The sequence below is a fragment of the Plesiomonas sp. ZOR0011 genome (assembly GCF_000800945.1).
Classification (GTDB): Bacteria; Pseudomonadota; Gammaproteobacteria; order Enterobacterales; family CAMTGL01; genus Plesiomonas; species Plesiomonas shigelloides.
Window position 1 is genome coordinate 1 of the sequence record NZ_JRKB01000079.1, and the last position, 6,449, is coordinate 6,449.

General features: G+C 43.7%; 7 protein-coding genes. All 7 read right to left on the minus strand.

Features of this window, described 5'->3' with window-relative positions; translation table 11 throughout:
- On the minus strand, window positions 1-1,390 hold a 1,390-nt coding region (locus L975_RS14845), incomplete at its 3' end, for a DUF5710 domain-containing protein (RefSeq protein ID WP_230400821.1).
- A 37-nt stretch (window positions 1,391-1,427) separates the two neighbouring features.
- Window positions 1,428-1,688, minus strand: a complete 261-nt coding sequence (gene icmT / locus L975_RS18475; protein ID WP_047709186.1) for an IcmT/TraK family protein — start codon at window positions 1,686-1,688, stop codon at window positions 1,428-1,430.
- Window positions 1,685-2,842 carry a plasmid transfer ATPase TraJ gene (gene traJ / locus L975_RS14855; protein ID WP_047709187.1) on the minus strand — a complete coding sequence of 386 codons (1,158 nt, stop codon included), beginning with the start codon at window positions 2,840-2,842 and terminating at the stop codon, window positions 1,685-1,687. The genes icmT and traJ overlap by 4 nt, the downstream gene beginning before the upstream one ends.
- Window positions 2,839-3,627: a type IV secretory system conjugative DNA transfer family protein gene (locus L975_RS14860; RefSeq protein WP_047709188.1), complete on the minus strand. Its 789-nt coding sequence runs from the start codon at window positions 3,625-3,627 to the stop codon at window positions 2,839-2,841. The genes traJ and L975_RS14860 overlap by 4 nt, the downstream gene beginning before the upstream one ends.
- The gene (locus tag L975_RS14865) at window positions 3,624-4,079 is read right to left on the minus strand and encodes a DotD/TraH family lipoprotein (protein ID WP_047709189.1); all 456 of its coding nucleotides are present in this window, start codon (window positions 4,077-4,079) and stop codon (window positions 3,624-3,626) included. Before L975_RS14865 ends, L975_RS14860 begins: the two co-directional genes overlap by 4 nt.
- An 87-nt stretch (window positions 4,080-4,166) precedes the next feature.
- Window positions 4,167-4,436: a hypothetical protein gene (locus L975_RS14870; protein ID WP_047709190.1), complete on the minus strand. Its 270-nt coding sequence runs from the start codon at window positions 4,434-4,436 to the stop codon at window positions 4,167-4,169.
- 46 nt (window positions 4,437-4,482) lie between these two features.
- Complete coding sequence (locus L975_RS14875; protein ID WP_047709191.1) at window positions 4,483-5,619, minus strand: site-specific integrase; 1,137 nt, start codon at window positions 5,617-5,619, stop codon at window positions 4,483-4,485.
- Window positions 5,620-6,449: the final 830 nt, after the last annotated feature.

A 6,449-nucleotide genomic window follows, 5' to 3' on the forward strand; every position in this document is an offset into this window, starting at 1 on the left:
GTTCTGGTTTATCCGGCTCTGCCGTTGGCTCTGGTTCACTTGCTGCCGGTTCTGGTTTATCCGGCTCTGCCGTTGGTTCTGGTTCACTTACCGTCGGTTCTGGTTTATCCGGCTCTGCTACTGGCATTGGTGCAGGTGAAAGCGCTTCAGGCTGATCTTCCACGATATGATGTAAATTACTCGAATCTGGCATGGCGTAGTCCTCTTTTATATTTTGACGCCAGTGAGGGATAAATTTGTCTAATACAGAAGCAACTTGATCACGGACAGCAGACAAGCCATGTGTAACGTGAATATCATTAAAATCACTAAATGAAGCTAACCCTGCAAACGCCTGGGCTTGTTCACTTTCAGTAAACATGGGAATGATATACACACCACCAATAGCTTCAGCAGCTTCATTAGCTTTTATATATCCCTTATTCTCTAACTCTCCTTTAGCATTCCTTGAGGTAAAATCATTATCACCAAAAATGATATGTGGCGTATCTGGATAACACTGCTTAATTTTTCCTGATACTGTAACGAGATTGCCGGCATCGACAGTCATAACGACTGGCATCCCTGTCGCCAAATGCAGACTAGCAGCCGTTGCATAACCTTCAGCGTATAAAATAGGTTGCTGCGGAGATAAGACACCACCAACAACAAAATAATTACCCGTTTTTTCTGCATCCGCCTTCAGGTTTTTTGTTCCGTCAGGAGGAATGTATTGCAAAGAACGTAACTCGTTATTGGTATTCTGCAGTGGAATAACCAAGTTACCATATCTATCTTGTTTAACCCCAATTGTTGCAGGCACTTGTTTACGTAGCAAGTATGGATGTGAATCTTCTGCCGACGGCATTCTTTTCCACTGAGACAATAGCCGTTTTGCAATATTGGCAAAATCGATATTAGACTGAATTTGCCTATCCCATCGTTTCTGAGCAGCTAAAGCTCGTACTTTTAGTTGTTCTGCGGGATCATAACGATAGTTACCAGAAGAGCTCCAATTTACTTTACCATCACTTGCTCGATGATTTTGAAACCATCCTGCCGGATGGCCATCCATGAAACCCTGATAAACCCCAGATTTAGCCCCAGACTTATCTCCCTCGGTTGCAACTCTATGGCGCTTTCCATCCATAATAGGCAAGCCGTTATCAGGAAGAATAAAACCAGCCTCGCTTAAAACTTTTGCAAACTCTTCATCAGGATGAAGATCATGGTCAACCTGCTGCCTTTCTCCTGTTGCAATATTCTCAGGTAACCACTTTTTTACTTTCTCAAGATCCGCGCCATCAACCGCAAACCAGAGTTTTTGCGATTTATCATATCGCAACGGATAGCTACCGTCAGGAAGTTTCCCCGCAGCACGAACTGCTTTATTTTTATCTTCCTTAGACATTGCTAGGTACGTGCGTTTCTCCATTTTCTAGCCTCAATTATTCAAAGAATTTTCGATACCACCACGGACGCCCGGTCAGCCTTTTACCCCGAACAAGAAATATCATTCTCTGCCACAGCACGGTGATGGTGAAACCAAAGAAAGATAAGACACGAAAGAAAAGGATGATTCCGGTGACAATGTAAATAGTGTTCATAGATGGCCATCGAAACCACGCTAGATACAATGTCATTAGCACCACAGGTATTCCGAAAATCTCAAGCCGTCTTCCTGCATCTCGCCATTCACATACTTTCACTTACCCTCCCGTCGAGCCGCTTCCATCGGGCTAATCACAGTGAGAAGTTCTTTCTTATCAATGCGACCCTCTTGAAAAAGCAGCCATGCTTTATCAGCCATTCGAGCGTTTTTACTGCTCAAGTGGTTATCAATCCATTGACGCCACTCGCGATAATCCAGATTGCTGAGAGCCGCTTTAATCTGATCATCAAATACCAGATACTCTCTAATCGATTGGCGTTTACCATCGGTTGTTCTCAAGAGCCGCTGAGCTATAACGTACTGCAGATTGTTGAGTAGGTTGTGCGCCATAGCCTCACGCTGCTCAACAGGAACCAACATCAGCGCTCGCGGTATAGTTTCTCCCGGAGAGTCAGTATGCATTGTTGATAAACACGCATGTCCTGATTGGCCATTCATGATTGCGCCACTGAGCGTTTCTGGATCACGAATCTCGCCGACTCCAATCACCCCAGGAGCTCGGCGCAATGTCAGCCGCAAATGCTCAGCAAATGACTCAACATCACGGCCAATTTGCGATTGTTCAGGCATCAAAATGGCATCTGGAAAATTCAGCAAAAACTCGATTGGATCTTCAGCAGTTACGATTTTGCGGTCAGGATAATTCATCGCGCAGTATTGATAGATAGACGCCAGAAGTGTTGATTTACCAGAGCCAGTCTTTCCGACAACAAGCCCTAGCCCCTTATGCGGTAAAAGATAAGGGAACAGATCATCTTCTAACCCAAGACTAGCAAGCGCAGGAATTTTTGTTGGGATGGTTCGGATCGTAACAGCAGGAACCATGTCATAATCGCCGATGGTCGCTTGCACAAAGTTGCATCGGAAGCGAAGGCTTTCGCCACGCTCAAGTCCGTAACGATTATTCATGTCCCCTGATAGTTGTAATGCCCTATCTAGCCCCTTTCCTGCTTTAAGCTCACCTTTAATCTGTTCAGAAAACACTTCATCTAATAACCGATTAAGTTGTGGCGGCTCAATACGAAAAGCACTTGCGCGGACTTTGCGGCCATACAAATCAACGACAAGGTGACCGCCCCCCTGGATAAAAATGTCCGACACGTTATACCGCGCACAATGCACTAAAAAACTACGGAAACTTTCGCCATTAAATCCACCAAACTCATTGAACGGAAACGCCGGTAATGTCATTCCGAGCCCTTCCGAATAGTTGGTCGCCACTTTTCTTTATTCACGATAAAGCCAGCCGGATCTTTAATTTCCTTAACTTTATCGCCAATCATGAGAGCATCACGCGAACCAGTTACGCTCTGCTGACTTTCCTTAATGTCAGGAGCCTGAATCATGCCCTGCTGCAGTAAAGTTGAATATCGCAACATGCCAGCATAATCACGTGTCAGTCGATTAAAATTGGCCTCAAGCGTTCTATCAGCACTTTGACGGCCCTCTTCCCAGCCTTTGCGCACAGCCTCTTCCCATACCGCTTTCTCTTTCCGATTTTTAGGTCGAACGCTGGCATCAGGAGCGGCAATTCGATGCTGCGCTAAGCCAAGTAACAGCCAATTACGCCAATTCGGGGGATTACTGACAAAACGTGCTGGCGTTAGAATGTTATACGTTCTATATGCCGTGCGAATTTGATTCGGTGTGATATGGGCTAAATCAGTGGCAGTCACAATTACTGCCGGCAAGTACCCCTGACTACTAATCAATGGCCGGAAGTCGTACATCTTGTTAAGAACGCCATCACGAGCCGTTAGTATTTGACGCAACTCCCAAGCACGCTCAGCCTTCCCTCCCTGAAATCCCACTGTTTGGCCAGCATCATTCAGCATCTGCCAAACCGTATCGCTCAAGCCGTTGTAGTCATTGACCGCAGGATTCAAATAATCCTGAACACCTGCCGGCGGAGCATCTTCAGCAAACGAGGGAATCGCGCAACATAACAGCAGGCCTGCTAGTGCGATTTTTTTCATGCTAACCGACCTCCCTTCTCTGGTAACGAGAAATACAGACGTAACTCTGTCGGATTCTGAATCAGCGTTGCTCGCCAGTTAATTTGCATTTTCAGCTGACGCAACAACCCTTCAAACGAAATGTTCTTATCATGCACGCTGACAGGGAGAGGCAGTCGAACACCAGTATAAGCAAAGTTCAGCCCACGCTGACGAGCCAGCTGGGCCAACAATTCAATAGCATCACCATCCCAATTCACGGATAGACGATCTGCATTAGAAAGAAAGTAACTTGTTTGCTTAGGTGACACATTATTGATGGCATTAGCTACATAAAGCTGCTCACGAGTTTTACTTACGCAATCAGCATTAAATTCTTGTGGCGTCAGCTGGTTTGTTTTCTGTGTCGGCTGTGCTTGGCACCCTGAAAGAAAAGCAAGCGCCAAGATACTAATCAACGTTTTGTTAGTCATAACGTTTCCTGATTTTATACAGTAAGAAGTTGAGCCAATTAGCATTTAATTGGCAATTCTCTTAGAAGGATGAGAGTTTATTAACGTTTAGTTTGATGCAATCTGAGTGTCAGGTTCAGTTTTCATGTAGTGCTCTTTTTTGAGTTCGCCAGCGTGAAAAACATCCGAGAGATAGCATTGAACGCCTGAAAGAACATCACATACCATTTTTCGCTCTTCATCAGGCAAACCACTTAATTTACCTTTAATTTCCTCACATTTATCTATTTGATAGAAAACACCACCGTGCCAATATGAAAACGCATTAACTAATTTAAATGCATTTGCTATATACGCCTCATCACTCTTATCACACACAACTAACTCCCTCTATCCACTCGCCGAGCAGTTACAAACCAAACTGCTACTTTCTACATGTTTCAATAAATCGTTGAGGTATAGGTGCAATCATTACCGTATCGCCCCCCAAATGAACATCACTAGGTAATGCTGGCCTAATACCAATTGAATAACTAGCAGCAAGTGTTCTTAGAAGCTCAACCTCAGCAACGCTCACCCAATCGTCAGTATCATTTGACACTTCAACAACCAGAGCAAGATCAAAAATATCTACTACAACCATGTCATCTAAGTGCCTAACAATGGCTGGATAAGCAGGGAACATTACTTTCTTCATTTTCCTCCCTTTATTTATCTTTGAGTGCAGCTTTGATGAATCGATATGTGAATATCGCTTCAACATCGACATAGAACGGTGACCAGAGATGCTGGCAATCTCAATCAAATTCAAAGTCCCCATTTCCACTAATCGGCTAATTGCCTCATGTCGCAAATCATGAAAGTGTAAATCAACAATGCCTAAATCAATCATTGCCAATCGCCAGGCAGATTTAAATCCGTTAGAGGTATATGAGAAAACTTGATTCCCTGAAGTAGTCATAAATGGCTTTATCAGATTCATAGCAACATCAGTTAGTGGAATCGTTCGTTGGTCTCCATTTTTAGTATCATTTAAAACAATCACCTTCCTAGTAAGAACCACACAGTCTTTAGCCAGTGATAATATCTCTCCCTGCCGCATAGCTGTTTCTAACGCCAGTTTGAAAATACAATCAGCTTCGACGTTACCCTTTGATAAAAAGTAACGAGATATTTTGTTTTCTTCTGTTTTTTTTAATCGGCGAGTTCTACCGCCTGATGCTTTTGGCTTTCTAACACCGTCAACAGGATTTAACTTACAAGCGCCCCATTCCATTCTTGCAATATTGAATAGGTTAGACAAAAGAGCCATCTCAAGTCTGACAGTGTTTGGTGATATGTGCTTTCCTGTTTTCTCATTAACTATAGACAAGCGGTCATCTCTATAACAAGCCACATCGACACTTGTTATATCAGATAGAAATGAGTGAGAAATTGCATGTTTCTTTAGGGTTGAAATCCGGTAGAACTCTTGCTGAGCCCCTTTTTTGAAACGAGATACTGTGTCGTAATATCTATCAAGCGCATTCATTAATTGTATTTTTTTTAGACGCTTTGCCATTGTTTTATTCAACCATCTTTAATAAAGCAAAGCGGTCAAAACTACATGACTATAGATAAACATTCAATTGTCAATCCGGTGTGTGGAGATCGTTGGTTGCGGCAAGGAGAATGAGCGATTTCCGCAACGTGCCAAGCTCAGGAGTTGCTTCGTCTAACGGCTACTTGGTTGTAATATCTTTTGGCGCAGATCGTTATTTGCGAATCGATGTAAACAGCAAAATAGCATGTAATGCAAAAGGAGGTACTTGTAGCACGATCCTGAAAAAAGGTGATAGGTACTCAATATCTGGTGACATTGCTAATTCCACTCAGATTTTATGGCGAGACATTTAGCCATCTATCATGTTGTCAATCCGGTGTGTGGAAAAAACTAACAGGTGTTGGCAACGTCCGAGATTTCTATGTCGATGGAAAGACAGGCACAAGGAGATTGGGGCAATTCACATACTGCGCCTTGTCTGAGGTTTCCGCGCAAACAAATAATTCTGGGTGGAGCCGTGCAGACTGCCGAGTCTATCAATACAACCAAATTTGGACATTGAGTGGCTCAGGTTCCTTCTGCCGAGCTCAATGTTTCTAATTGTCAATCCGGTGTGTGGAAACAAAGTAGTGCCGGAGTAGGTGATACTCGTCAGTTTTGTATTGGCGGTGGTGTAGTTAATTTAGGCGTACACAAATATTGCGGTATCAGCACGATAAAGCAAGGCTACAACAACGAAAAGGTAGCATGCACATTGACAGGCGAATCTGGTAGTAATTGGTCGCTTTCTGCACCCAAATACAGTACGTGTTGCGTTAATTGCTTCTAATTGTCAATCCGGTGTGTGG

What these genes read in the sequence shown, in the direction of transcription:
- traJ (WP_047709187.1), bottom strand. Translation starts at nt 2,842, where the DNA reads ATGACATTACCGGCGTTTCCGTTCAATGAGTTTGGTGGATTTAATGGC.
- L975_RS14860 (WP_047709188.1), bottom strand. Translation starts at nt 3,627, where the DNA reads ATGAAAAAAATCGCACTAGCAGGCCTGCTGTTATGTTGCGCGATTCCC.
- L975_RS14865 (WP_047709189.1), bottom strand. Translation starts at nt 4,079, where the DNA reads ATGACTAACAAAACGTTGATTAGTATCTTGGCGCTTGCTTTTCTTTCA.
- L975_RS14875 (WP_047709191.1), bottom strand. Translation starts at nt 5,619, where the DNA reads ATGGCAAAGCGTCTAAAAAAAATACAATTAATGAATGCGCTTGATAGA.